This is a genomic window from Streptomyces sp. NPDC057438 (assembly GCF_042802995.1).
Taxonomy (GTDB): domain Bacteria; phylum Actinomycetota; class Actinomycetes; order Streptomycetales; family Streptomycetaceae; genus Streptomyces.
Map to the genome: position 1 here is coordinate 1 of NZ_JBHVDD010000050.1, position 24835 is coordinate 24835.

At 71.8% G+C, this 24835-nt stretch carries 20 protein-coding genes; 2 read left to right on the forward strand and 18 right to left on the reverse strand.

Translation table 11 applies throughout. The annotated features are described in order from the left end of the window. Window positions 1-63: 63 nt before the first annotated feature. From ACFU5F_RS25040 to ACFU5F_RS25125, 18 genes are all read right to left on the reverse strand, one after another. The gene (locus ACFU5F_RS25040; protein WP_383891285.1) at window positions 64-1107 is read right to left on the reverse strand and encodes a sugar phosphate isomerase/epimerase family protein; all 1044 of its coding nucleotides are present in this window, start codon (window positions 1105-1107) and stop codon (window positions 64-66) included. A gap of 80 nt (window positions 1108-1187) precedes the next feature. After that, entirely contained in the window at window positions 1188-2606 is a 1419-nt protein-coding gene (locus ACFU5F_RS25045; protein ID WP_383891287.1) for an alkaline phosphatase family protein, read from the reverse strand. Continuing rightward, window positions 2603-3772 (reverse strand): metabolite traffic protein EboE, encoded by a 1170-nt coding sequence (gene eboE, locus ACFU5F_RS25050; protein ID WP_383891290.1) that lies wholly within the window; start codon window positions 3770-3772, stop codon window positions 2603-2605. Before eboE ends, ACFU5F_RS25045 begins: the two co-directional genes overlap by 4 nt. Window positions 3773-3775: 3 nt before the next feature. Beyond that, window positions 3776-4624, reverse strand: a complete 849-nt coding sequence (locus ACFU5F_RS25055; RefSeq protein ID WP_383891292.1) for a TatD family hydrolase — start codon at window positions 4622-4624, stop codon at window positions 3776-3778. Further along, a complete protein-coding gene (locus ACFU5F_RS25060) occupies window positions 4624-5289 on the reverse strand; it encodes an EboA domain-containing protein (RefSeq protein ID WP_383891294.1) in 666 nt (221 codons plus the stop codon). Before ACFU5F_RS25060 ends, ACFU5F_RS25055 begins: the two co-directional genes overlap by 1 nt. Further along, window positions 5286-6188 (reverse strand): sugar phosphate isomerase/epimerase family protein, encoded by a 903-nt coding sequence (locus ACFU5F_RS25065; protein ID WP_383891297.1) that lies wholly within the window; start codon window positions 6186-6188, stop codon window positions 5286-5288. Before ACFU5F_RS25065 ends, ACFU5F_RS25060 begins: the two co-directional genes overlap by 4 nt. Beyond that, on the reverse strand, window positions 6185-7345 hold the full coding sequence (locus ACFU5F_RS25070; protein ID WP_383891300.1) for an inositol-3-phosphate synthase: 1161 nt from the start codon (window positions 7343-7345) through the stop codon (window positions 6185-6187). Before ACFU5F_RS25070 ends, ACFU5F_RS25065 begins: the two co-directional genes overlap by 4 nt. A gap of 119 nt (window positions 7346-7464) precedes the next feature. Further along, entirely contained in the window at window positions 7465-8850 is a 1386-nt protein-coding gene (locus ACFU5F_RS25075; protein ID WP_383891302.1) for a ThuA domain-containing protein, read from the reverse strand. 9 nt (window positions 8851-8859) lie between these two features. Then, a complete protein-coding gene (locus ACFU5F_RS25080) occupies window positions 8860-11361 on the reverse strand; it encodes a PQQ-dependent sugar dehydrogenase (protein ID WP_383891305.1) in 2502 nt (833 codons plus the stop codon). Window positions 11362-11453: 92 nt separating this feature from the next. Next, window positions 11454-12458: a sugar phosphate isomerase/epimerase family protein gene (locus ACFU5F_RS25085; protein WP_383891308.1), complete on the reverse strand. Its 1005-nt coding sequence runs from the start codon at window positions 12456-12458 to the stop codon at window positions 11454-11456. 12 nt (window positions 12459-12470) lie between these two features. Then, the gene (locus ACFU5F_RS25090; protein WP_383891311.1) at window positions 12471-13751 is read right to left on the reverse strand and encodes a Gfo/Idh/MocA family protein; all 1281 of its coding nucleotides are present in this window, start codon (window positions 13749-13751) and stop codon (window positions 12471-12473) included. Between the two features lie 76 nt (window positions 13752-13827). Beyond that, window positions 13828-14865 carry a substrate-binding domain-containing protein gene (locus ACFU5F_RS25095; RefSeq protein WP_383891313.1) on the reverse strand — a complete coding sequence of 346 codons (1038 nt, stop codon included), beginning with the start codon at window positions 14863-14865 and terminating at the stop codon, window positions 13828-13830. Window positions 14866-14901: 36 nt separating this feature from the next. After that, a complete protein-coding gene (locus ACFU5F_RS25100) occupies window positions 14902-15918 on the reverse strand; it encodes an ABC transporter permease (protein ID WP_383891316.1) in 1017 nt (338 codons plus the stop codon). After that, complete coding sequence (locus ACFU5F_RS25105) at window positions 15915-17498, reverse strand: sugar ABC transporter ATP-binding protein (protein ID WP_383891318.1); 1584 nt, start codon at window positions 17496-17498, stop codon at window positions 15915-15917. Before ACFU5F_RS25105 ends, ACFU5F_RS25100 begins: the two co-directional genes overlap by 4 nt. A 162-nt stretch (window positions 17499-17660) precedes the next feature. Next, window positions 17661-18842, reverse strand: coding sequence for an ROK family transcriptional regulator (locus ACFU5F_RS25110; RefSeq protein WP_059082221.1), 1182 nt, complete (start codon window positions 18840-18842; stop codon window positions 17661-17663). A gap of 517 nt (window positions 18843-19359) precedes the next feature. Continuing rightward, a complete protein-coding gene (locus ACFU5F_RS25115) occupies window positions 19360-20034 on the reverse strand; it encodes a GntR family transcriptional regulator (protein WP_383891321.1) in 675 nt (224 codons plus the stop codon). 198 nt (window positions 20035-20232) lie between these two features. Next, window positions 20233-21171 (reverse strand): beta-ketoacyl-ACP synthase III, encoded by a 939-nt coding sequence (locus ACFU5F_RS25120; protein WP_383891324.1) that lies wholly within the window; start codon window positions 21169-21171, stop codon window positions 20233-20235. A gap of 287 nt (window positions 21172-21458) precedes the next feature. Continuing rightward, window positions 21459-22475 (reverse strand): glycosyltransferase family 2 protein, encoded by a 1017-nt coding sequence (locus ACFU5F_RS25125; RefSeq protein WP_383891326.1) that lies wholly within the window; start codon window positions 22473-22475, stop codon window positions 21459-21461. A gap of 123 nt (window positions 22476-22598) precedes the next feature. On the opposite strand from ACFU5F_RS25125, the gene ACFU5F_RS25130 reads away from it, so the two are divergent. Both ACFU5F_RS25130 and ACFU5F_RS25135 read left to right on the forward strand, forming a co-directional pair. After that, complete coding sequence (locus ACFU5F_RS25130) at window positions 22599-23069, forward strand: GtrA family protein (RefSeq protein ID WP_383891329.1); 471 nt, start codon at window positions 22599-22601, stop codon at window positions 23067-23069. 158 nt (window positions 23070-23227) lie between these two features. Continuing rightward, window positions 23228-24670: a hypothetical protein gene (locus ACFU5F_RS25135; RefSeq protein ID WP_383891331.1), complete on the forward strand. Its 1443-nt coding sequence runs from the start codon at window positions 23228-23230 to the stop codon at window positions 24668-24670. The last annotated feature ends 165 nt before the right edge of the window (window positions 24671-24835 follow it).

Consider the following 24835-nt stretch of genomic DNA (forward strand, 5'->3'; position numbering starts at 1 on the left):
GGTCCCGCACCACGGGGCGGCCGCCTGCTGCCGTCGTCGGCCGGAGTCCCGGCGCTCGTTCCCTCAGCACTTCTCCCGCAGCGAGTGCAGGTGCTCGCTGGAGCGGCGGGCGAAGGTGAAGGACTCGGCGGGGTTGTCGTGCTCGGCCTGCCAGTGGTGGGCGCGGCGGGACCCCTTCAGACCGTTGACGGCCGAGATGAACTTCTGGTAATCGATGTCGCCGTCGCCGACGTCCGTCATGCGGTAGCCGTACGGGTTCGACGGGTCGCTCTCGCCGTCCTTGACGTGGAACAGCGGGTAGCGGTCCGGGCGGCGCAGGACGTAGTCGAGCGGCTCGAAGGGCGCGGCGGTGCCGTCGGGCCGCTTGGAGAAACGGAACTGGGCCACGTACGCCCAGAAGATGTCCATCTCCAGGAAGACCAGGTCGGGGTCGGTCTCGCGGAGCAGGACGTCGTAGAGGCGGACCCTGGGGTCGTCGGTGGCGAAGGAGAACTCCTCGGAGTGGTTGTGCTGGTAGAACTTCATGCCCCGCGCACGGGCCGCCGCTCCGTAGGTGTTGAACTCGTGGGCGGCCCGTTTCATCGCGTCGACGGTCATGCCGTAGCGGAAGGGCCCGGCGGCGGTGCCGATGTGCTTGAGGCCGAGGGCCTGGGCGTCGTCGAGGACCTTGGTGAGGTTCTGGGCGAAGGTGTACGCGTTCGGGTCGCTGGAGTAGTAGCCGACGTGGCTGCCGATCGGGTTCAGGCCGTGGTCGCGGGCCAGCCGCTTCAGCCGGGTGAGGGTGATGGGGCCCGCCGAGCCCTGGGTGTAGCCGGCGAACTCGACCTCGTCGTAGCCGTACTTCTCCAGCTCGGCGAAGACAGGGGCGAAGCCGAGGGTGGAGACCTTGTCGCGGAGGCTGTAGAGCTGGATGCCGAGGCGGCCGGGCGGGAGGACGGGGCGGCCCCGGCCCTTGCCCGGGGCGGCCGCCTCGGTGCCGCCCGCGGCCTGGGCGGGGGCGGCCGTGCCCAGCAGGGCGGCGACGGTGGCGCCGGCGGCGACGCCGAGCATGCCTCGTCTGCTGAGGCGGTGGGTGAGTTCGGGATCCGTGGTGCGGTTGCGGCTCATGCCTGGAACTCCTCTGATCGGGCGGGCGTTTTCAGTGGTGAGTGCTTCACTTGTGACCAGTCGGGACAGGGGGGTGCTTGTCACCGGTCGCCGAGACCGGCCAGGCGCAGCAGGAGTGCTTTCACATCGGTGGCCGCCACGCGGTCGCCGACGGCTCGGGGGGTGGAGCAGATGATGAGCGGACCGTCCTCGTCGCTCGTGGGAAGGCGGCCGTGGGTGCCGCGAATAGGCGAGGGATCCAGCGGCACGACCGCCATGCGGTAGCGCAGGCCCAGTTTCTTGCGTGCCAGTGCCGTGGCCGCCTTGAGCTTCACCAACGGGTCGCGCGGGTCCATGAACAGCTCGACCGGGTCGTAGCCGGGTTTGCGGTGGATCTCGACGAGCCGCGCGAAGTCGGGGGCACGGTCGTCGTCGAGCCAGTAGTAGTACGTGAACCAGGCGTCCGGCTCCGCGACGGCGACCAGCTCGCCTGAGCGCGGATGGTCGAGGTGGTGCGCCTTCTTGCCCTCGTCGTCGAGGAGTCGGCCGATCCCGGGCAGGTCCGCGAGGGCCTTTCTGGTGGCGTCCAGGTCCTCGGCACGGCGTACGTACACATGGGCGATCTGGTGGTCGGCGACCGCGAAGGCCCGTGAGGCCATCGGGTCGAGATACTCCATGCCGTCCTGGGTGTGCACGTCGAGGAGGCCGGCGCGACGCAGGGCGCGGTTGATGTCGACGGGGCGGTCGGCGCGGGTGATGCCGTACTCGGAGAGCGCGACGACGGTACGGCCCTCCGCGCGGGCTTGGTCCAGCAGGGGTGCCACGGCCCGGTCCAGTTCGGTGGCCGCCTTCAGGGAGCGGGGGTCGTCGGGGCCGTACCGCTGCAGGTCGTAGTCGAGATGGGGGAGGTAGCACAGGGCCAGGTCGGGGCGGCGGGTGCGGAGGATGTGGCGGGTCGCGTCGATGATCCATCGGCTGGAGACGAGATCGGCGCCCGGTCCCCAGAAGTGGAACAGGGGGAACGTGCCGAGTTCCGCGGTGAGTTCGTCGTGCAGGGCCGGGGGCCGGGTGTAGCAGTCGGGTTCCTTGCGGCCGTCGGAGTAGTAGATCGGGCGGGGGGTGACGGTGATGTCGGTGTCGGCGCCCATGGCGTACCACCAGCAGATGTTGGCGACCGTGTAGCCGGGGTGGACGCGGCGGGCGGCGTCCCAGAGTTTGTCGCCGGCGACGAGGCCGTTGTGCTGGCGCCACAGCAGCACGTCGCCGAGTTCGCGGAAGTACCAGCCGTTGCCGACGATGCCGTGTTCGGCGGGGAGCATCCCGGTCAGGAAGGTGGACTGGGCGGTGCAGGTGACGGCGGGCAGGACGGTGCCGAGCGGGGCCCGGGAGCCGGACTGTCCGAGGGACTTGAGGTGGGGCATGTGGTCGAGGAGACGAGGGGTGAGGCCGACGACGTCCAGGACGAGGAGGGGGGTGGGCCCGGCGTCGGGGCGCGAAGGGGCGGTTGCCTCGGGGTTCACGGCAGCTCCTTGAGACCCAGGTCCGTCAACAGGTCGCGGACGAGCGCGAGTTCGGCGGCGATGCCGTCGGCGAGCTGGGCGCGTGTGGTGGGGCGCAGTTCCGGTGGCAGGGCCTGCCAGGTGTAGGTCTCGACCTCCAGGTGGCGGGTGAGGGGGTGGGGACCGCCGACGAGGTGAGCGAGGGCGGCCCTGAGGACCGGGAGCGTGGAGGTGAGGGGTGCGGCGGGGGCCGCGTGGAGCGGAACGTGGAAGTGGGCGCGCCAGGGGGAGGCGTCGGGCAGGGCGTCGCCCCGGAGTGCCTCGCCGAGATCGTCGGTGCCGCGCAGTCCGGCGGCGGTGGGGGTGCGGGTCTGGTGCAGGAAGCGGGGCTCGTCGAAGGCGGCGAGGGCTGCGCGGACCTCGGGCAGGTGCGGGTGTGCGGCGTGCAGGGCCGCGGAGAGCTGGGACTTGACGACCGGGACACCGGCCCGGGTGAGCGCGTCCAGGGCGGTGTGCGGGTCCTCGAAGGAGGTGGCGAGGTGGCAGGTGTCGACACAGATGCCGATGCGGTCGTGGCCGATGTCGGTCAGGGGGCCGATGGCGTCGGCGGTGGTCTCGACGGTGCAGCCCGGTTCGGGCTCCAGGCCGATCCGGATGGAGCGGCCGGTCAGCTCGGCCACGGCGTCGAGTCTCTCGGCGAGGGTGCGCAGGGCCGTGCGGGACCGGGCGGCGCGGGTGTCGTCGTAGGCGGTGCGCCAGGCCAGGGGCAGGGTGGAGATGGTGCCCTCGGTGACGTCGTCGGGGAGCAGCCGGGCCAGGACGCGGGCGAGGGAGGTGGTGTGGTCCAGGCGCTCGGGGTCGGCCCAGTCGGGCCGGTACACGCGGTACTTGACCTCTTCGGCACCGAAGCCCTGATAGGGGAAGCCGTTGAGGGTGACCACTTCCAGGCCGCGCCGGTCGAGTTCGGCACGCAGGCCGCGCAGGGCGGACGGGTCGGTCACCAGGGCCGTGGCGGCGTCCCTGGCCAGCCACAGGCCGATGCCGAGACGGTCGCGGCCGAGACGGCGGCGTACGGGCTCGCAGTGGTCGCGGAGCTGGGTGAGGACGCCGTCGAGGGTCTCGGCCGGGTGCACGTTGGTGCAGTAGGCGAGGTGGACGGTGGAGCCGTCGGGGTGGCGGAAGCGCACGGGTCACTCACCGCCGCGCAGGATGCTGTTGCCCTCGTGTGTGGGGTCCGTGCCGGTGACGTCGAGGGCGAGGCGGCCGCTGAGCCCGTAGAAGGCGACGGGGTTGCGCCACAGCACGAGGTCGACGTCGTCCTCGTCGAAGCCGGCGGCGAGCAGGGCGTCGGCGACCCTGCGGGTCTTGAGGGGGTCGCTTCTGCCCCAGTCGGCGGCGGAGTTGACCAGCACCTTCTCCGGGCCGAACTCCTGGAGGACGGCGACCATGCGCTGCTCGTCCATCTTCGTGTCGGGATAGACCGAGAAGCCCAGCCAGGCGCCGCTGTCCCTCGCCTCTGCGACGGTGGTCTCGTTGAGGTGGTCCAGCAGCACCCGGTCGACGGGCAGGGCGGAGGCCCGTACGGCGTCGAGGGTGCGGCGCAGGCCGGCGAGCTTGTCCCGGTGCGGGGTGTGGACGAGGGCGGGCAGACCGTGGTCGGCGGCCAGGTGCAGCTGCTGTTCGAGCGCCTGGTCCTCGGCCGGGGTCATGGAGTCGTAGCCGATCTCCCCGACGGCGACGACGCGGTCCTTGAGCAGGTAGCGAGGCAGCAGGTCCAGCACCGGAGTGCACCGCGGGTCGTTCGCCTCCTTGGGGTTGAGGGCGAGGGCGCAGTGGTGGGCGATGCCGTACTGGGCGGCGCGGAAGGGCTCCCAGCCCAGGAGGGAGTCGAAGTAGTCGACGAAGGAGGCCGCGGAGGTGCGGGGCTGCCCCAGCCAGAAGGCCGGCTCCACGACCGCGCGGACGCCCGCCGCGCGCATCGCCTCGTAGTCGTCGGTGGTGCGTGACGTCATGTGGATGTGGGGGTCGAAGATGCGCATCAGGACTCCTTGCCGTGAAGGCCGGGGCTGCCGTCGCGGGCGTGCGCGTCGGCCGGTGGGGGCGCGGTCAGGGCCAGGACGCGGTGCAGGTCCTCGGGTACGGGACGGCCCGCGGCGGTACGTTCCTCGGCGAAGGCGCGGAGCATGCGGGCGAGTTCAGTGTCGGCCCGGGCACGGCGGGGCAGTTCGGCGACCTCGTCGACGGGTACTCCGGTGAACAGGCACTTGAGGACGGCGTGCCGCCAGTGGTGCGGGGCCAGATGGCGGGCGGCGTACGGGCCGAGGGCGGCGGCGACGAGGCGGGTGTCGTTGGTGCGCAGGGCGTCCTCGACGAGGTGCAGCGCCTCGGGACCGGGCACCAGGTGGGGCAGCGCGTGCAGCACCGCGCGGCGTTCGTCGGCGGTGCCCTGGCGGTAGACCCGGGTGAGCGCGCCGGCGTCGGCGCGGGCCGCGTGCAGGATCAGGACGCGGACGGCGTCGGCGTGTTCGGGGCCGCAGCGCCGGCCCGCCTCGGCGAGCCGCAGCTCCCAGACGGACAGGGGGCCATGGGTGCCCGGATGGTCGGCGGCCTCGTCCAGCGCCCGCGCCAGCCAGGTGCGGGCGGGTTGTGTGAGGCGGGTGTCCAGGTGACGGTGCAGGTCGACCGGGCTCTGGGGGTGGGTCACGAGGGGCTCCCGGGACGGGCGGTGCAGCAGGCCGTGCCGTGGCGACGGCCGAGGGTCCGTTCGAGGAACGAGAGGGACCGTTCGACGAAGTGGGGGCCGGCGTGGGAGTGGCGGGGCAGTTCGACGACGGTGAGGGCTCGGTAGCCGACGGCGGCCAGGGCCGCGAGGACGGGCGGGAAGTCGATCTCGCCCTCGCCGAGCGGCAGGTGTTCGTGGACGCCACGGCGCATGTCCTCGATCTGGACGTGGCGGAGCCAGGGCGCGGCGGCGCGGACGCAGTCGGCGGGCGGAAGGGGTTCGAGGCACTGGCAGTGACCGATGTCGAGGGTCAGGCCGAGGGCGGCGGGACTGTCGAGGGCCTCGCGCAGGCGGTGGAAGTCGGCGAGCGTGGCGAGGAGATGGCCGGGTTCGGGTTCGACCGCGAGGGGGACACCGGCGGCGGTGGCGGCGTCGAGGACGGGGGTGAGCGTGTCGGGCAGGCGTTTCCAGGCGGTGTCCTCGTCCGTGCCGGGCGGGACGACTCCGCTGAAGCAGTGCACGGCGTGGGCCCCGAGGTCGGCGGCGACCCGTACGGCACGGAGCAGCAGGTCGGTGCGGCGGGCGCGGTCGTCCGGGTCGGCGTCCAGGAGGGTGGGGCCGTGTTTGCGGCGGGGGTCGAGCACATAGCGGGCGCCGGTCTCCACGGTGACCGTCAGGCCGAGGTCGTCCAGCCGGCGGGCGAGACGGCGGGTGCGGGCGGCGAGGCCGGGGGCGAGCGGGTCGAGGTGCATGTGGTCGAGCGTCAGACCCACTCCGTCGTAGCCGAGGTCGGCGAGGAGGGCGAGGGCGTCGTGGAGCCGGAGGTCGGCGAGGCCGTTGGTGCCGTAGCCGAAGGCGAGGGGGCTCTCGGGGTGGCTCATCGCGTCTCCTCGCGCGGTTCGGCCGCACGCTCGGGTGCCGTCCGCAGCCGCTCCGCGAACCCCGCCAGTGCCGCGTACTGCTCCCCCAGTGCCGTCGGGCCCTCCCCCACCGGGTCCTTGAAGTAGAAGCCCAGTTCGGCCAGGGGCCCGGTGAGGCCCGCCTCGTGGGCGCCTGCCAGGAGGCGGGCGAGGTCCAGGACGAGGGGGGCGGCGAGGGCTGAGTCGCAGCCCTGCCAGGTGGTCTGGAGGACCATCCGGGTGCCGAGGAAGCCGTCGAAGGCGATGTGGTCCCAGGCCGTCTTCCAGTCGCCGAGGGCGGGGACGAGGTCGATGTGGGTCGCGCCCTCGGGGGTGGCGCCCAGGCTGTCGGTCAGGACGCGTTCCTTGCCGGCGTTCTTCGCGGCGGCCGCGGCCGGGTCGGCGAGGGCGGCGCCGTCGCCCCCGCCGAGGAGGTTGGTGCCGGACCAGGCCCGGACGGCCAGGGCCCGCTGGGCGAACATCGGGCCGAGGACGGACCGCAGCAGGGTCTGGCCGGTCTTGCCGTCGCGGCCGGCGTACGGGAGGCCGCAGGAGTCGGCGAGGGAAGCGAGCATCGGGTGGTGGAGGCCGGCCGACGGGGTGAAGTTCACGTAGGGGCAGCCCGCGCGGAGGGCGGCCGCCGCGTAGAGCGAGCTGGGCGGCAGGGCGGCGCCGACGGGGGCGGGTTCCGTGGAGGCGACGTTCACCACCACGGCCCGGGTCAGCCTCCGGCGTCGTACGAAGTCCTGGATGTCGGCGGTGTGGGAGGTGATCAGCTCGTCGGGGGTCCGGGTGTCGCCCGGGAGGGGGCCGCCGGGCCGGATCTCCCGGTCGGCGGCGGCCAGTTCGGCGGCGACGGCCGCGGGGAGACCGTGCGGCAGGACCCCGTCGGCGACCAGGGTCTCCGCGCGCTTGGGCAGCGGGCAGTCGGCCGTGTCGTGGCCGCCGAAGACGAGGGCCGAGAGCGACGGGAGGCCGGAGTCGGCGAGGAGAGGGGTCTCGGTGACCATGCCCGTCGGGGCGTGCAGACCCGCCGTGACGGCCGCACAGCCCGCGACGACGGTGGTGGCGACGGAACCCCGCGCTCCGATCAGCCAGACGCCGATGCTCGGTGGGGTGACGGACACGGACGCGGACATGGGCAGCCTCCTCGTCGGGCCAGGGGTGGGAAGGGCCGGCAACCCTCCGTGGGGAAGAGGGAAGGGGAAGGGCGGGCGAGACGGCGGGCGGGGGTCCGGCGTCCCCCGCCCGCCGTCGCTCAGTCGCCCGGCGGCGAGTCCGCCCTGCCGGCGGCCCGTGCGGGCAGTTCCTTGATCCGGATGTCACGGAAGGACACCTGGTCGCCGGCCCCGTGGTTCTGGATGCCGAGGTGGCCGTCGCGCAGGCTCCGTACCGGATCGCGGTTGGTGAACTGGTTGATCCGCACGCCGTTGAGGTAGACGCGCAGGCGCTCGCCCTCCACGCGGATCTCGTACGTGTTCCACTCCCCCGGCGGGTTCAGGGCGCGGTCGCGTTTCCTGAGGTCGGCGGAGCGGAAGCCGTAGACGGACCCGGTGGTCCTCTCGGGCACGTCGGTGGCGTCGATCTGGACCTCGTAGCCGTTGTCCACGGCGGACCAGGGGTCGTCCGAGGGCGGGAAGCCCACGAAGACGCCGGAGTTGTCGTCGCCCGAGGTGCTGGACATCCTCCAGTCGAGCTTCAGGGAGTACGACCCGAAGCTCCGGGCGGCGTACCAGAGCATCCCCATCCCGCCGGACGAGGTGATCGAGCCGTCGCCGGACAGGGTGAACGAGCCCGGTCCCGCCTGGCGCCAGCCGTCCAGGGACGTTCCGTCGAACAGCGGCCGATAGCCGTTCTCCGGTCGGCAGTCGGCCCGGACCTCGCCGATCGCCCACCGGATGCCGCCGAGCAGATGCTGCCGGAAGGCGGGTTCGGCGAAGGACTCCTTGGTGTGACCGCCGCCGGTGTAGAAGGCGCGGCCGCCCTCGTAGTCCTGGCACCAGGCGATGGGATGGTCGCCGTTCATGGTGCCCCCGCTGTACGACGACTCGTCGAGCGAGGCGAGGACACGGGCCCGGTCCCGGGGGTTGGAGCGGTAGTTGTACCACTCGTCCGTGCGGTTCCAGGTGGCGCCCAGCCCGGCGGTGGCCGGGTGGGCGTGGTCCTCGACCTCGACGGTCGCCGGCTGGATCGGGGGGTGCCCCTGGAAGTACGCGCCCGCGAGCCCGCCGTAGAAGGCCCAGTCGTACTCGGTGTCGGCGGCCGCGTGGACGCCCACATAGGCGCCCCCGCGTTTGATGTACCGCTCGAACGCGCTCTGCTGGGCCGGGTCCAGCACGTCGCCCGTGGTCGAGAGGAACACCACGGCGTCGTAGCGCCGCAGGTTGCGCTTGGTGAAGGCGCCGGCGTCCTCCGTGGCGTCGACGGCGAAGCCGTGGGCCGCGCCCAGTTCCCGTACGGCCGTGACGCCCTCCGGGATCGAGTCGTGGCGGAAACCGGCGGTCTTGGAGAAGACCAGCACGCGGCGTTCGTCCTCGTGGCCCGAGGAGCGGTCCGCCTCATCGGACACGGCCGGTCCGGACACGCCCGCGACCAGCAGGACGGCGCCGGCCAGCGCGGTCACCAGTCGTCGGTTCGTCGGCATGGCGCCCCCTCACCGCTTCGTGAAGGTGAAGTCGTCCACGTCGAACAGGCCGCCGGTGTCGCCGCCCTTGAACACCAGGTAGAGCGTGGTGCTGCCGCGCGGGCCCTTGGACAGGTCGGCCGTGACGTCCTGGAAGGAGTCCCAGCCGCCGGTCACCGGCACGGTGGCGCTGCCGAGGAGAGGGCCGGTCGGCGATCCGGCGCGGACCTCCAGTTTACCGCCGGTGCCCCCGGAGGAGATCCGTGCGGTGATCTTCGTGACGTCGGACAGGACGTACGGCTCGAAGGAGATCCAGTCGCCGTTGTCGATGTTCCCGACGGTCTTGCCGCCGTGGGCGGTGTCCTTGGACTGGACCGCGATGCCGGAGGAGTCGCCGTAGTGCTCGGCCTGGCGGTGGGTGGGCTGGACGACGTGCCGGTCGTGGGTGGTCAGCGGGTCCTGGCCGCCGCCCCCGCCGTCGGTGTACTCGGCGTCGAACACCCCGAAGATGTTGGCGTTCTCGTCGTGACCGCCGTCGGCGCTGGTCTTGATGGTGCCGGTACAGCCGTTGGCGGAGGTCACCGGGTGGCCGTGGCTGTCGTGGCCGAGGACGAAGGTGACCTTGACCTTGGCGCAGTCGATCGTGCTGCCGTCCTCCTTGTCGCGTACCCGCACCTTGAACGGGACGGCGTCACCGAACGAGAACAGCTGACCGTCCTCGGGCAGGCGCAGCTCGACCTCGGGCGCGGTGTTGCCGACCACGATCCGCACGCTCGCGCTGCCGGTGCGGCCGGTGGAGTCCTTGGCGGTCAGGGTCGCCGTGTAGGTGCCGTTCGTCCGGTAGGTGTAGCGGGGGTTGGCGGCCGTGGAGGTGCCGCCGTCGCCGAAGTCCCAGCGGTAGGTGAGGGAGTCGCCGTCCTGGTCGGTGGTGCCCTCGGAGGAGAAGCGGACCCTCAGTCTGGCCTGGCCCGAGGTGCGGTCGGCCGCGGCGGCGGCGACCGGGGAGTGGCCGTCGGTGGCGTTCTCGATGCGGTAGAGGGCGGAGTGCTCGTCACCGCCGAACCAGGAGATGCCGTAGTCGAGGACGTACAGCGCGCCGTCCGGGCCGAAGGCCATGTCCATGATCTGGGTGCCGGTCCAGGGCACGTTGTTGATGGCCTGGACGGTGCCGTCGGCGTCGCTGGTGATCCGCTTGATCCAGCGGCGGCCGAACTCACCGGCGAAGAAGTCGCCGTCGTAGGCCTCGGGGAACTTCACCGGGGAGTCGAGCGAGGCGTCGTAGTGGTAGACCGGCCCGCCCATGGGTGACTCCGAGCCGTCGCCGAACTCCGGGACGCTGGCCCCGTTGTAGGGGATCCAGGCGGGCTCGGCGGGCGGCAGGTCGGTCAGACCGGTGTTGTTGGGCGAGGTGTTCTTCGGGGCGGCGCAGTCGAAGGCCGCGCCGGAGGTGCGGGTGGCGAAGTCGTAGTCGACATAGGCGTCGTTCTTGCCGGTGCAGTAGGGCCAGCCGAAGTTGCCCGGCTTGGTGACGCGGGCGAACTCGACCTGTCCGGCCGGGCCGCGCGAGGGGTTGGCGGCGCCCGCGTCGGGGCCGTACTCGCCGACGTAGAGGACGCCGGTCTTCTTGTCGACGCTGAAGCGGAACGGGTTGCGAAAGCCCATCGCGTAGATCTCGGGGCGGGTCTTCGCCGTGCCCGGCGCGAAGAGGTTGCCGTCGGGGACGGTGTAGGAGCCGTCGGCGCCGACCTTGATACGCAGGATCTTGCCGCGCAGGTCGTTGGTGTTGCCGGAGGTGCGCTGGGCGTCGAAGGCCGGGTTGCGGTTGGCGCGCTCGTCGATGGGGGTGAAGCCGTCCGACTGGAACGGGTTGCTGTCGTCGCCCGTCGACAGGTACAGGTTGCCCGCCGCGTCGAAGTCGATGTCACCGCCGACGTGGCAGCAGATGCCCCGCGAGGCGGGGACGTCGAGGACCTTCTTCTCGCTGGCCTTGTCGAGTGTGCCGTCGGCCTTCAGGACGAAGCGGGAGAGCCGGTTGACGCCGTCGAAGGGCGCGAAGTCGGCGGCCGTGCCGGTCTCGGGGGCGTCACCGGCCGGGGTGTTCAACGGGGGCGCGTAGTACAGGTAGATGAAACGGTTGTCGGCGAAGCCCGGGTCGACGCCTATGCCCTGGAGGCCCTCCTCGTCGTGGCTGTACACGTCGAGCTTGCCGGCGAGCCTGGTGTTGCCGGCCGCGTCGGTGAGCCGCAGTTCGCCGTCGCGCGAGGTGTGCAGGACCGAACGGTCGGGGAGGACGGCGAGCGACATGGGCTCGCCGACCTCCGGTTCGCCCTTGGCGAGGGTGACCTGCTGGAAGTCCTCGGCGGCCGCTGCCTTCGGTTCGGCACCGGCCGCGCCCGCCGGGGGTGCGGTGAGCGACAGCGAGGCGCCCGCGAGCAGCAGACCGCTCAGCAGGGCGATCGGTCCGCGCAGTCCGCGGCGTCTGAAGGTGCTGGTGGCGCTGGTGGGGTGTCTGTTGTCGTCGTACGGGTGCACGAAATGCCTCCAGAGTGGGGCTGGTCGTACGGAGGTGTACGGGTGTGTGCGGTACGCCGGGGTGCGCCGTCACCCCGGAAGACGGGGAAGCGCTACTCGTTGCCGCCGAACGCCGCGTCGAACGAGGTCGTCGGCGATTCGAAGTCGAACGCCTTGAGGTGGGCGAGGGCCTCGGGGGCGCCCTGGAGCCGGTCCATGCCGGCGTCCTCCCACTCCACGGAGATCGGGCCCCGGTAGTCGATCGAGCGGAGCATCCGGAAGACGTCCTCCCAGGGGACGTCGCCGTGGCCGGCCGACACGAAGTCCCAGCCGCGCCGGGGGTCGCCCCAGGGCAGGTGCGAGCCGAGGCGGCCGTTGCGGCCGTCGAGGCGCTTGCGGGCCTCCTTGCAGTCCACGTGGTAGATCCGGTCGCGGAAGTCCCACAGGAAGCCGACCGGGTCGAGGTCCTGCCACACGAAGTGCGAAGGGTCGAAGTTCAGCCCGAACGCAGGACGGCGGTCGACGGCCTCCAGGGCGCGCTGGGTCGTCCAGTAGTCGTAGGCGATCTCGCTGGGGTGGACCTCGTGGGCGAACCGGACGCCCTCGGCGTCGAAGACATCGAGGATCGGGTTCCAGCGCGTCGCGAAGTCCTCGTAGCCGCGCTCGATCATCGACTCGGGGGCGGGCGGGAACATGGCGACCAGGTGCCAGATCGCGGAGCCGGTGAAACCGATGACGGTGTCGACGCCGAAGGCGGCGGCGGCCCGCGCGGTGTCGGCCATCTCGGCGGCGGCCCGCTGCCGTACGCCCTCGGGCTCGCCGTCGCCCCAGATGCGGGCGGGCAGGATGGCGCGGTGACGTTCGTCGATGATGGCGTCGCACACGGCCTGGCCCACGAGGTGGTTGGAGACGGCCCAGCACTTCAGGCCGTACTTCTCCAGGAGCTGGTGCCGGGAGGTCAGGTACGACGGGTCGGCGAGTGCCTTGTCGACCTCGAAGTGGTCACCCCAGCAGGCGAGTTCGAGTCCGTCGTAGCCGAAGTCACGAGCGAGGCGGCAGACCTCTTCGAGCGGCAGGTCGGCCCATTGGCCGGTGAAGAGCGTGAAGTCGCGCGGCATGTCCGGGTCTCCTCAGACCGAGGTGGGGGTGTGGGTCGGCGTGTAGACGGAGTTCTTCTCGGCGCTTTCCTCGACGGCCGCGAGCACGCGCTGCACCTGGAGCCCGTCGGTGAAGGACGGCTCGGGCCGGCGGCCCGCCGCGACGGCGTGGACCAGGTCGCGGACCTGGTGGACGAAGGTGTGCTCGTAGCCGAGGCCGTGGCCCGGCGGCCACCAGGCGTCCAGGTAGGGGTGGTCGGGCTCGGTGACGAGGATGCGGCGGAAGCCCGCGTGGGCGGCCGGCTCGGTGTGGTCGTGGTAGGCGAGTTCGTTGAGGCGCTCCAGATCGAAGGCCAACGAGCCCCGCTCGCCGTTGAGTTCGATGCGCAGGGCGTTCTTGCGACCGGTGGCGAAGCGGGTCGCCTCGAAGGAGGCGACGGCGCCGGAGGCGAAACGACCGGTGAACAGGGCGGTGTCGTCGACGGTGACCGCACCCCGGCCCGCCGCGGCGCCGGTGGACGCCAGACCGGCGGACGCGCCGGCGGGGAGGGGCCGTTCGCGTACGAAGGTCTCCATCAGCGCGGACACGCCGATCACGGGTTCGCCGGCCATGTACTGCGCGAGGTCGACGATGTGGGCGCCGAGGTCGCCGAGCGCCCCGGAGCCGGCCGACTCCTTGCGCAGCCGCCAGGTGAGAGGGAACTCGGGGTCCACGAGCCAGTCCTGAAGGTATGTCACCCGCAGGTGCCGCAGGGCTCCCAGCCGGCCCTCGGCGACCATACGGCGGGCGAGCGCGGTGGCGGGCACCCGGCGGTAGTTGAAGCCGACCATCGCCAACTGGCCACGTCCGTACGCCTCTTCGGCCGCTTCCGCCATCTCCTCCGCCTCCGCGACGGTGTTGGCGAGGGGCTTCTCGCAGAGCACGTGCTTGCCCGCGGCCAGGGCGGCGAGGGCGATCTCGGCGTGGCTGTCGCCGGGGGTGCAGATGTCGATGAGGTCGATGTCGTCCCGGGCGATCAGCGCGCGCCAGTCCGTCTCCGTCGTCGCCCACCCGTGCCGGTCCGCCATGGCCCGCACCGCGTCGCCGTCCCGTCCGCACACGGCGGCCTGCACGGGGTCGAGCGGCAGGTCGAAGACCCGCCCCGCCGTGCGCCAGCCCTGGGAGTGGGCGGCCCCCATGAAGGCGTAGCCGACCATGCCGACGCGCAGCGCCGGTCTGCCGCGCCCGCCGTCGGGCGGGTTCACGCCCGCCTCGGACGCCGGTGTTCCTGACTCCTCCGCCTCGGCCTGGTCGGGCTGCTGCGGCTGTCCCATGCGTGTGTCCTCCTCGTCGTGGCGGCGCGGTGGGGGCGGGGCCCGACCACGGGTCGGGCCCCTTCGACGGCTCCCGTCACTTGAAGCCGGTGGACATGTACTGGTCGACGTTGGCCTTGTCGACGACGGCCGAGTAGAGGGTCAGCGAGGACGGGATCTCGAACTCGGCGAGGCCTCCGACGCCCTTGCCCTGGCCGAGGGCGCGGGCGAGGTCGATCGCGGAGGCGGCCATGGTCGGGGGGTAGAGGACGGTGGCCTTCAGCACCCCGTCGTCCTTCTTGATCGCCTGGAACGCGGACAGCGCGCCCGCGCCGCCGACCATCAGGAAGTCGTCGCGCCCCGCCTGCTCGATGGCGCGCAGGGCACCCACGCCCTGGTCGTCGTCGTGGTTCCACAGGGCGTCGAACTTCGACTGCGCCTGGAGGAGTTGGGCCATCTTGGCCTGGCCCGACTCGACCGTGAACTCGGCGGCCTGGCGGGCCACCTTCTTGATGTTCGGGTAGTTCTTCAGCGCGTCGTCGAAGCCCTGGGTGCGCTGCTTGGTCAGCTCCAGGTTGTCGAGTCCTGCCAGCTCGATGACACGGGCGTCGCTCTTGTCCTTGAGCTGCTCGCCGATGTAGTGCCCGGCGTTCAGCCCCATGCCGTAGTTGTCACCGCCGATCCAGCAGCGGTACGCCTGGGGCGAGTTGAAGATCCGGTCGAGGTTGACGACGGGGATGCCCGCCCGCATCGCCTTCAGGCCGACCTGGGTGAGCGCCTTGCCGTCGGCCGGCAGCACCACCAGGACGTCGACCTTCTTGTTGATGAGGGTCTCGATCTGCCCGATCTGCTGGGCCGTGTCGTTGGAGCCCTCGGTGATCTCCAGGGTGACGTCCTCGTACCGCTCGGCACGGCTCTTGGCGTTCTGGTTGATCGCGTTGAGCCAGCCGTGGTCGGCCTGGGGTCCGGCGAAGCCGATGGTGACCGCCTTGCCGGGCTTGTCGTCGGCGGCCGGCTGATCGTCGGCGGCCCGGTCGTCCTTGGGTTCGTTGCTGGTGCAACCGGCGAGGAGGGCGCCGGCCGAGACGGCGGCGGTTCCGAAGAGCAGTCTTCTGCGGCTGGTGATCTCTGACATGGCGTGGGACCTTTCCCGTGTCGGCTCTTCGGTGTCTCAGGTCGTGCTTGCCGTACGTCTCTGGACCAGGACCGCGGCGACGATGATCGCTCCCTTGGCGATCTGCTGGACGTCGCTCTGCAGGTTGTTGAGCGCGAAGATGTTGGTGATCGTGGTGAAGATCAGGACGCCGAGGACCGAGCCGGTGATGGTGCCCCGGCCACCGCTGAGCAGGGTTCCGCCGATGATGGCGGCGGCGATGGCGTCGAGTTCGTAGAGGTTGCCGTTGGTGTTCTGGCCCGAGCCGGACAGCACGATCAGCAGGAACGCGGCGATGCCGCAGCACAGCCCGGAGAGCAGGTACAGATAGAGCCGCTGGCGGCGGACGTCGATGCCCGCGAGCCGGGCCGCCTCCGCGTTGCCGCCGACGGCGACCGTGCGCCGGCCGAAGGTGGTGCGGTTCAGCACCAGCCAGCCGATGATCGTCACGACCGCGAAGACCAGGACGAGCGGGGGGATGCCGAGGACGTACGCGTCACGCTCGCCGAGGTCCAGGACGGAGCCGACGGTGACGACCTGGGTGCTGCCGTCGGTGATCTGCAGGGCCAGTCCGCGGGCCGAGGCGAGCATGGCCAGGGTCGCGATGAAGGGGACCATCCCGCCGTAGGCGACGAGCAGCCCGTTCACCAGCCCGCAGCCGACGCCGACGATCATCGCCGTGAAGAGGATGCCGGCGAATCCGTACTCCTGGGTGGCCACGGTCGTCGCCCACACGGAGGCCAGGGCGACGATCGCACCGACGGACAGGTCGATGCCGCCGGAGGTGATGACGAAGGTCATGCCGACGGTGACGACACCGATCACCGAGGCCTGGGTGAGCACGAGTTGGAGGTTGCGGGTGTCGAGGAACTCGTCGGGCCGGGTGAGGCCGCCGATGAGGATCAGCGCGGCGAGGACACCGACGAGCGAGAGGGTGCGGACATCGGCGCGGAACGCGCGGGCCCGCCAGGCGGGCGGCGCGTCGACGGGTGCGGCCTTGTCGGCGTCCCGGGGAGGGGACACGGGTTGGGTCATGACGACGAGCTCCCTTCACCGGTCACGGGGCTCCCCGCACCGGCTGCCGGACTTCCCACACTGGCCACCGGACTTCCTTCCATCACGAGGTCGAGGACGCGGTGTTCGTCCAGCTCACGGGCGGGCGCCGTGTGCACGACCCGGCCCTCGCGCAGGACGAGCACCCGGTCGGCGAGGCCGAGGACCTCCGGCACCTCGCTGGAGACCAGCAGTACGGCGAGCCCCTCGTCGGCGAGCCGGCGGACCACCGCGTACAGCTCGGCGCGGGCGCCCACGTCGACGCCACGGGTCGGCTCGTCGAGCAGCAGGACCCGGCAGCCGCGCAGCAGCCAGCGGGCGAGCACCGCTTTCTGCTGGTTGCCTCCGGAGAGGGTGCGGACCGGTACGTCGGGGTTGTCGGGGCGCAGGGACAGCTCGCGGGTCGCGGCCCGCGCGGCGCGGTGCTCGGCGCTCCGGTCGATCCAGCCGGCGCGCGCGAAGCGGGGCATCGACGACACGGAGACGTTCCTGGTGACGGACTCCAGCATCAGCAGCCCCTGCGCCTTGCGCTCCTCGGGGGCGAGCCCGAGTCCGGCCCGGACGGCGGCCCGGACGCTGCCGGGCTTCAACGGCTTGCCGTCCACGTTCACCCGGCCCGCGGTCGGCCGCCGGGCGCCGTAGATCGTCTCCAGGATCTCCGACCGCCCCGACCCGACGAGTCCGGCGAGGCCCACGATCTCGCCGGGCCGCACCTCCAGGTCGAGGGGCTCGAACTCCCCGGCGCGCGCCAGCCCCCGCACCTCCAGGACGGGTGCGCTCTGCTCGGGGGGCGCGGCCGGCCGGTCGGGGAAGACGTACTCGACGTTCCGACCGGTCATCAGGGCCACGACCTCGCGCGTCGGCGTGGACTTCGCGGGCAGCCCGCCGGCCACGGCCCGCCCGTCCTTCAGCACGGTCACCCGGTCGCCGATCCGCCGGATCTCCTCCAGGCGGTGCGAGATGTAGACGACGGCCACCCCGGCCGCGGTCAGGTCCGCCACGATCCGGAAGAGGTTGTCGACCTCGTCCGGGTCGAGCGCGGCCGACGGTTCGTCCATCACGATCAGCCGTACGTCGTGGGAGAGCGCCCGCGCCATGGAGACGATCTGTCGCTGGGCGGCCGACAACTCGCCGACGAGCCGCGCCGGATCGACCTCGGGGTGCCCAAGTCGCTTGAGGAGTGCGGCTGTCGAGGCCCGCGCCGCCCTTCCGCGTACGACGAAGCCGGCGGCCGTGGGTTCATGACCCAGGTGGACGTTCTCGGCCACCGACAGGCCCTCGACCAGGTCGAGTTCCTGGTAGATGGTGGCGATGCCCAGGCGCATGGCGGCGATCGGGGACTTCAGGGTGACGGGTTCGCCCCGCCAGGTGATCGTGCCGTCGTCGGGCTGGTGGGCGCCGGCCAGGACCTTGATCAGGGTGGATTTCCCGGCGCCGTTCTGGCCGAGCAGACAGTGGACCTCGCCGGCCTGGACGTCGAGGTCGACACCGTCCAGGGCCCGGACTCCGGGGAACGACTTGGTGATGCCTGACATGGTGAGCAGCGGTAATTCTGGTGCCATGAGTTCCCCTTGGCGGGCGTGCGGGCCGGTTGCAGGGCGGTGCGCGTGCGTGGGCAGGCGTGTTCAGGGCAGGGCAGGGCGGAGCGAAGCGCTGTGCCGGTGATCCGTGTCGGGGGCGTCGCCTTCGCGGGCCATCGCGGACCCGGGGCGGCTTCCGGGGGCTTACGCGGGTGAGAACAGGTGGTCGCTGATGAGGCGGGCCGCGCCGATGACGCCGGCGGTGGGCCCCAACTCCCCCAGCACGATGGGCAGATTGTTGGTGGCGAGGGGCAGTGACTGGCGGTAGACCTGGGTGCGGATGGCGGCGAGCAGGGTGTGGCCGAGGCCGGTCACCCCGCCGCCGATCACCACGAGGCCGGGGTTGAAGAAGCTGACGAGCCCGGCGATGACCTGGCCGGTGCGGTTGCCGCCCTCGCGTATCAGGTCGAGCGCGGTGGCGTCGCCGGCGGCGGCCGCGGCGGCCACGTCGACGGCGGACAGGGTGCCGTTGATCTCCAGCCGGGAGGCGAGTTCCACCGAGAGTCCCTGCCGGGCGGCTTCCTCGGCGTCACGGGCGAGGGCCGCGCCGCTGAAGTGGGCCTCCAGGCAGCCCCGGTTGCCGCAGGCACAGGGGCGGCCGTCCGGCACGGCGAGGATGTGCCCGATGTCGCCGGCGCTGCCCGTCGTCCCACGGTGGACCTCGCCACCGGCGACGATGCCGCAGCCTATGCCGGTGCCTATCTTGACGCAGAGGAAGTCGCCCACGGAACGGGCGACGCCCGCGTGCTGCTCCCCCATCGCCATCAGGTTCACGTCGTTGTCGACCATGACGGGGCAGCCGAGTTCCTGGCTGAGCGCCTCGCGCACCGGGAAGCCGTCCCAGCCCGGCATGATCGGCGGGGCGACGGGGACGCCCTCGGGGAAGCGGACCGGTCCGGGTACGCCGATGCCGGCGCCGTCGAACCCCTCCGCCAGCCCGGAGGCCCGCAGCTTGGCCGCCATGGACAGCACCTGTTCGAAGACGGCGACCGGCCCGTCCCGTACGTCCATGGGCTGGTTGATGTGGCCGAGGATCTCCAACTCGGCGTTGGTGACGGCCACATCGATCGAGGTGGCGCCGATGTCGACGCCGAGGAAGCGGAGTTGGGGGGCGAGCCGGATGTTGTGCGACCGGCGGCCGCCGCGCGAGGCGGCCAGTCCGTCGGCGACGACCAGTCCCGTCTCCAGGAGCCGGTCCACCTCCACGGCCAGCTTCGACCGCGAGAGGTCGACCCGGTCGCCTAGCTGCGCCCGGGAGTTGGGTCCGCCGTCCCGCAACAGCCGCAGCAGCCTGGCCTGGTGCGCGTTCGCGGGTCGAGCCGTCATCCGTCTCACAAGCCCCTCCCGCCTTATCGGCACCGCCATGCTTGGCTTTCGAGGGGAACGTAGCAGTGGCTGCCGGGACTGGGAAGAAGTCGCGCAGTAATCGGCGCCGACTTTCTCCACTGAGAGGACAAAGAAGGGGATGAGGGCAGCGGCCGGTGACGCAGGTCCGCGCCCCTTCCGGAGCGCGGGGAACTGCGCGACAAGCCATGACGCGCCCGCGGTCGCTCGCGCGCCGCGACGGCGACAGCGGTCCGACCGGTCACGCCGCCCGATCGGTACGGCAGCACACCGCCGTCGAGGACCGCCCGCTCCGCCACACGGGCCCGCTACCGGAACTCATTCCCAGCGCAGGGGTCCTGCCGGTAAGCCTGCGGAGCGCCGGTAAGACCAGGAGCGATCCCGGCACGGCGAGAAGAAACAGGAAGCCACGGATTCCCGACCGGAATCCCTGCCGCGTAGCGGCACGGCAACCAGTCAGGGAAGGCCGGAATCCTCGCCCTTCAGGGCGAGGAGCATGTCAATTCTCCCGCTCGTGATACGTCTTCCGCGTGTGCTCCGTATGGGCGCGCATGACCTGGGTCGCACGGGCCTCGTCGCGGGCGGCGATGGCGGCGATCAGCTCGCGGTGCTCGATCCAGGACTGGCTGCCGCGTTGCCGGGCGACCGGGGTGTAGTACCAGCGGACCCGGCGGTCGACCTGGGCGGCGAGCTCGGCGAGGACCGTGTTGCCGGCCAGCTCCATGACCTTGGCGTGGAAGCGGGCGTTCAGGGCGACGGCCGCGTCCACCTCGTCGGCGGCGACGGCCCCCTCGCCCTGCGCGCAGAGCTCCTCCAGGGCCGTGATGCCCGCCGTACCGGCGTTCGCCGCGGCGAGCCGGGCGGCCTCGGCCTCCAGCAGGGTACGGACCGTCAGCAGTTGGTCGGCCTCCGCCTCCGTCGGCTCGTGGACGAAGGCGCCCTGGGCGGGCCGGAGGTCGACCCAGCCCTCGGTGTTCAGGCGCTGGAGGGCCTCGCGGACGGGCTGCCGGGACACCCCGAGGTGCCCCGCGAGTTCGCTCTCGACGAGGTGCTGGCCGGGGCGCAGCGCACGCGTGGTGATGAGTTCGAGGAGGGCCTCGTAGACGCGGTCGCGCAGCGGGCCGGGGCGTTCGAGCTTGGGCACCGCCCCTTGCGGAAGTCCGGTCGACAGCATCGGGTCCCCCTCCAGAGCACCACTGGGTGTACTGCACACGGAAAGCCAACGGCCCTTACTGGAAAGACTGGATAGTCCGAGTCAACAGCCAGTATGGATTGTCTTTCGTCTACAGTCTACGACCCGCGATGACCAGGGCGGCGACGAGTATGTCTCGTCACACCGTCCCGGGGCACCACGAACGCCCTGTTCAGAGGCTCACGGACAGCGGACGACCTGTCCGGCGTACGACAGGTTGCCGCCGAATCCGAACAGCAGCACCGGGTCGCCGCTGGAGATCTCGCCGCGTTCGACGAGCTTGGAGAAGGCGAGGGGGATGCTCGCGGCCGAGGTGTTGCCGGAGTCGACGACGTCCTTGGCGACCACGGCGTTGACCGCGCCGATCTTCGTCGAGAGGGGCTCGATGATCCGCAGGTTGGCCTGGTGCAGGACGACCGCGGCGAGGTCGGCGGGGGTGAGCCCGGCCTTCTCGCAGGCCGCGCGGGCGATGGGCGGCAGCTTGGTGGTGGCCCAGCGGTAGACGCTCTGGCCCTCCTGCGCGAAGCGCGGCGGGGTGCCCTCGATACGGACGGCGTTGCCCATCTCGGGCACCGATCCCCACAGCACCGGCCCGATGCCGGGCTCCTCGGCGGCCTCGACGACGGCCGCGCCGGCCCCGTCCCCGACGAGGACGCAGGTCGTGCGGTCGGTCCAGTCCGTGACCTCGGACATCTTGTCGGCGCCGATGACCAGCGCCCGGGTGGCGGCACCCGCGCGCACGGCGTGGTCGGCGGTGGCCAGCGCGTGGGTGAACCCGGCGCAGACGACGTTGACGTCCATGGCGGCCGGGTTCGGGATGGAGAGGCGGTTCGCGACGCGGGCCGCCATGTTCGGGGAGCGGTCGATGGCGGTGGAGGTGGCGACCACGACCAGGTCGATGGCCTCCGGGCCGAGACCGGCCGAGGCCAGCGCCTTGGCGGCGGCGTGGCCGGCCAGCTCGTCGACGGGTTCGTCGGGTCCTGCGATGTGCCGGGTGCGGATGCCCACGCGGCTCGTGATCCACTCGTCACTCGTGTCGACCAGGCCCGCCAGGTCCTGGTTGGTGAGCACCTTGGCGGGCTGGTAGTGGCCGACGGCGGCGATACGCGAGCCAGTCATGAGTGTTCCCCTCGTAGCCTGTGGTCAGCGGGATCAACCAGTCTGATCAGTGACTCACGGGTACGAGGACGGCCGAGGCGACAGTAAAGCGCGGCCCGAGTTGTGGGCTTCCGTCAGAGCCGCGACGAGTTCCGGCAGCGGCGCTTCTTGTCCATGGTGACCGTCGACCGGGACGGGCTGACGGGGAGTCCTGCGGCCGACGGCGACAGCGACAGCGACAGCGACAGCGACAGCGACAGCGACAGCGACAGCGACAGCGACAGCGACAGCGACAGGAAACCCTGCCCTCAGCCGAACGACCGGTTCCGAGGGCTGCCCGAGATGTTCCTGGCGGGCGCGGGACCGGTGCCGGGCCGGTGTCCGGTGTAGCGCGGTGGGCGGCCCGGCGCCGCGTAGGCGAGGTGCACGAGCCGGGAGTGCTCCTGACGCATGTGCATCAGGGATTCCAGGATGTACCCGACGAGCAGCACGAGCACCGCGATCGTCATGATCGCCGCGGCGAGGATCGCCGTGGGGACGCGCGGCACGGTGCCCGTGCGGATGAAGTCGGCGATGACGGGGATGCCGAGGACGACCGACACGAGAGCCAGGAGCCCCGCGACCACGGCGTGGACGAGCGACGGCCGCTCGCGCCGGGCGAGGTCGAGGATGACCCGCAGGATGCGCCAGCCGTCGCGGAAGGTGTGCAGTTTGCTCTCGCTCCCGGCGGGTCTGACCCGGTAGTCCACCTCCACCTCGGCCGTGGGGAGCCGGAGGTGGAGCGCGTGGACGGTCATCTCGGTCTCCGTCTCGAACTGGCGGGCCAGTGCCGGGAAGGACTTGACGAAGCGGCGCGAGAAGACCCGGTATCCGCTGAGCATGTCGGTCACGTCGTTGCCGAACAGGAAGCGCACCGCGCCCGTGAGCAGCCGGTTGCCGGTCGCGTGCCCCACCCGGTAGGCGGCGCTGACCGTCTCGCGCCGGGCGCCGACCACCTGGTCGTACGGCCCCTCGAAAAGCAGGTTGACCAGCTCGCGCGCCCGGGAGGCGTCGTAGGTGTCGTCACCGTCGATGAGGAGCAGGGCGTCGGCGTCGACATCGGCGAAGGCCCGCCGGATGACATTGCCCTTTCCCTTGCGTAGCTCCTCCCGGACGATCGCGCCCGCCTCACGGGCGACCTCCACCGTGCGGTCGGTCGAGGCGTTGTCGTACACGTAGATGTCCGCCTCGGGGAGGGCCATCCTCAGGTCGCGCACCACCTTGCCGACGGCGGCCTCCTCGTTGTGACACGGCACGACACACGCGATGGTCGGTTGCACGGCCACTCCCAGTCTGACCCGGACCTGACCCGGTGTCGGATGACGACGGAATTTCAGATGATAGGAGGAAATAATGCGTCATGGGCGCGTCCGGACGGTCGGGACGCGCCGGGTCGTTACGCTCGCCGTGTGCTGGTTGTCGTATCCATGGCGCAGCGTGTGCGCGACGCCGTCCTGGGTGTCTGGCGCGAGGCCGCCGCGTTCGGTGTCGTCGGGGCGTTGGCCTTCGTGGTGGACAACGGCGGCTACAACCTGCTGGTGTTCGGCCTTCCCGGCGGCACGGAGGGCGGGGTGATGCGGACCGCCCCCGTGCGGGCCTCCGTCCTCGCGACGGCCGCTGCGGCACTCTTCAGCTGGGCGGGGAACCGCTACTGGACCTACCGTCACCGGCATCGCCAGAACGTGACGCAGGAACTGGCTCTGTTCCTGTTGGTGAACGTGGTCGGCGTCGCCATCACGGCGGGCACGGTCTTCGCCTCACGCCATCTGCTCGGGCTGGAGTCGATGGGCAGCGACAACACCGCCCGCGTGCTGGGCTGGGTCCTCGCCACCCTCTTCCGCTTCTTCACGTACCGGCGCTACGTCTTCGTCGCACCCTGATCCGCACCGCGCACTGATCAGCACCGCGCCCTGATCCGCGGCGCACCCCGATGCCCCTCGAATGCCCGGATCCGCGGCGCACCCCGGTGCCCCTCGCACCCCGATCCGCCTCGCGCCCTGCCCCGTCCGCTCCTGTCGGCGCTGTTAGCATCCGCCGCATGGGACAAAAGGTGCGTATTCCAGGCGAAAAGCACTGGAGCTGGTGGCTGGCCGCTGTCGCCGTGGTGTGTTGCCTGGCCACGAGCATCGTCTTCAGTCCCGGGTACATGAGTCCCGACAGCATCGACCAGCTCCGGCAGGCCATGGGCAGGACACCGCTGACCGACTGGCATCCGCCCGTGCTGAGTCTCGTGTGGCGCGCGCTGATCGCCGTCACAGGTACGCCCGCGTCGATGGCGGTCCTCCAGTCCGTCGTGCTCTGGGGCACGCTGTGGGTGCTCGCCCGGTGCGTCTGGGAGCTGACCGCGAACCGTGCCGGTTCGCTCGCCGTCCTCGGTCTGGGGCTGACTCCGCCCGTGCTGACGTTCGTCGGCGTCGTGTGGAAGGACGTCCACGCGGCCTGCGCGCTGCTGGCGGCCTGCGCGGTGGCGTTCGTCGGGCTGCGGCTGCGGGACCGCGGCCTCTCCCCGAGGATGCGGTGGGGCCTGTTCTGGCTGGGCGTCCTCTTCCTCTCCTACGCCGTGCTCGTGCGCAAGAACGCCTTCCTCGCCGCGATCCCGATGTTCGTCCTGCTCGTCCTCGCGCTGTGGCGCTCCCCCGGGCGCCGCACCTGGGCCGCGTGCACGGCGGCGCTGCTGGCCGCGGTCGTCCTGCCCGCCGCGGCGATCTCCTTGATCGCACGGCCCGTGCAGACGGATCAGGGCGCGCAGATCATCCTCGACGACCTCGTCCACGTCCTGACCGTGGAGGAACTGCGGTCGGCCGACGTCCGGCCGGAGCTGCGGGAGCGCCTGGTGTCCGCCGCCGTGGAGTGCGACCGCGTCGACGCGCTGTCGGACGCCTACTGGGCCTGCTACCCGCGCTCGGCGGACGGACTGGCCCGGGACGCCGACCAGCTCACCTCCCTGTGGCTGCACGAGATGCGCGGACACGTCTCCGGCTATCTCCAGTACCGGCTGCGGGTCTTCGCCGCCCTGCTCTTCGAGACGGGGTACGTGTACCAGCCGGGAGTCTTCGGCAACGACCTCGGGATCGAGGTGGCCCGCCCCCGGCTGGAAGCCACCCTCGCCTCGTACGTCAACGGCGTGGCCACCGATCTGCGGCCCCTGTTCCGGGGGTGGTTCTGGCTCGCCGTCGCACTGGTGCTCGCCGTCCGTCCCGGCAAGGGGCGGTTCTCCCTGCCGATCCGGGCGCTGGGCATCAGCTCGGCGGCCTATGTCCTCGGCTACCTGCCCATCGTGCCGGCGACGAACTACCGCTACGTCTACTGGCCCGCGCTCGCCTGCGCGTTCGGCCTCCTCCTGCTCTGGCTGGGCCGCGGCACGGCCGACCGGACCACGGCCGGATCCGGCGTGCTGCGGAACAGTGCCGCCGTCACCGTCCCCAGCGCCGTGACAGCCCATCAGCCGACGGCCTCCGACGACCAGCCCCCCGCGCGTTGATCCGTCCCCCGAGCACGTGCTTGCTCGCCGTGCCGCGCCGACGGTCGTGCGCGCCCCGACGGTCGTGGGGGGGCCGGGGCGCGGGCGCGGCCGCCGCGGGGCCCCGGGCGCGGGGCCCCCCCGGGGGCACTGGCGGTGGCGGTGGCGCCCCCCGCGGCACAGCGG